The following is a 1,254-nucleotide window of genomic DNA, read 5'->3' on the forward strand; positions in this document are numbered from 1 at the left end:
ATAAAGAAATCATCCAATCCATGATAAAAATCATTCAAAACATAAAAACCACCAACGACCTAAAAGAAAAACTTTATATCATGGTAAAAAATGGCTTTTAGAACACATACTTTATGAAGATATGAGAGTAGAACAATGGAGATTAGGTTCTTTAAGCTCTGAAAATGGAGCTGATATCACTTTTGAAGAAATTAAAGATGATGAAGATGAGGCTGTAATTTATTTTTACGCTTGCGAGTGCATAGGGCAAATTCATGATGTACCTTCTGGAATTCATAAAAAAATACAAAATGAAGGTGCAAAATTTAAATGTAAAAAATGTAAATTTCCTTTAGAATTTTTCAAAAAAGGGTATTAATTTTTATATTTATTTTGTTAAAATTATTTAATTTTTATTAAAGGATGAAGAAATGTTAGCATTTTTTAAAGGTTTAGGGATAGGATTTTTATGTTTGGTACTTTTTGTAGCTGGAGTGATTTTTAATGTAGAGTTTTTAAATAAAAACAAAACTACTCAAACTTTAAATTTCTCAAGAAGTATAGAAACAAGTATGGAAGCTAAACCCGATATTTTTCATGCAAATATCAACTTTTGGGCAAATGAAAATTTAAGCACTCAAACCTTTTTAAGCAATGAAGATAAAATTCAAATTTCTAACACTTTTAATCAAATTTTAGAACGCTCTAAAAAAGAAAATTTTTGCAGTGGCGGAAGTTTTTCACTTGAACCTAATTTTTCTTATAAAGATGGAGTTCAAACCCCTAAAGGACAAAGACTTCATGCAAATTTAGAATGTGAGTTTACAGCAGATAAACTAGAAAATTTTAACAAACTTTTAAATGATTTAAACTCCATCATTGCAAAAAGTGAATTTATAGGTATTTCTACACCTGCCTTAGAGCCTAAATTCTCCAAACAAACCCTAAAAGACAATAAAGAAAAACTTTATAGCGAACTTCTAAAAAAAGCTTATTCTTATGAAAAAATTTATTCTTTAGATCTTAACAAAACTTGTATATTAAAAAATCTAAATATTGAATCAATTCCAAATTTTTATCCAAGGGCTTTAAATAGTATGAAAAGCGCTGATAACATGGAGCTTTCATTGCCTATAGTAAAGGATGAAGAACAAAGCATTAGCGGTACTGCTTTATTTATTTGCAAATAATCAAAGCAAAATAAACTCATTTTAAGTTTATTTTGCTAGAATTTCATCTTTAGCTTTACGCGGGAATAGCTCAGGGGTAGAGCAC

The 1,254-nt window shown here is 27.8% G+C and carries 2 protein-coding genes; both read left to right on the forward strand.

Annotated features, from left to right (window positions below):
* The first annotated feature begins 121 nt into the window (after positions 1 to 121).
* Positions 122 to 358, forward strand: a complete 237-nt coding sequence (locus CCO88_RS08310; RefSeq protein ID WP_002778927.1) for a hypothetical protein — start codon at positions 122 to 124, stop codon at positions 356 to 358.
* Between the two features lie 52 nt (positions 359 to 410).
* On the forward strand, positions 411 to 1,169 hold the full coding sequence (locus tag CCO88_RS08315) for a hypothetical protein (protein WP_002778926.1): 759 nt from the start codon (positions 411 to 413) through the stop codon (positions 1,167 to 1,169).
* Positions 1,170 to 1,254: the final 85 nt, after the last annotated feature.

This window comes from Campylobacter coli LMG 9860 (assembly GCF_000254135.1).
Classification (GTDB): Bacteria; Campylobacterota; Campylobacteria; order Campylobacterales; family Campylobacteraceae; genus Campylobacter_D; species Campylobacter_D coli.

What these genes read in the sequence shown, in the direction of transcription:
- CCO88_RS08315 (WP_002778926.1), top strand. Translation starts at nt 411, where the DNA reads ATGTTAGCATTTTTTAAAGGTTTAGGGATAGGATTTTTATGTTTGGTA.
- CCO88_RS08310 (WP_002778927.1), top strand. Translation starts at nt 122, where the DNA reads ATGAGAGTAGAACAATGGAGATTAGGTTCTTTAAGCTCTGAAAATGGA.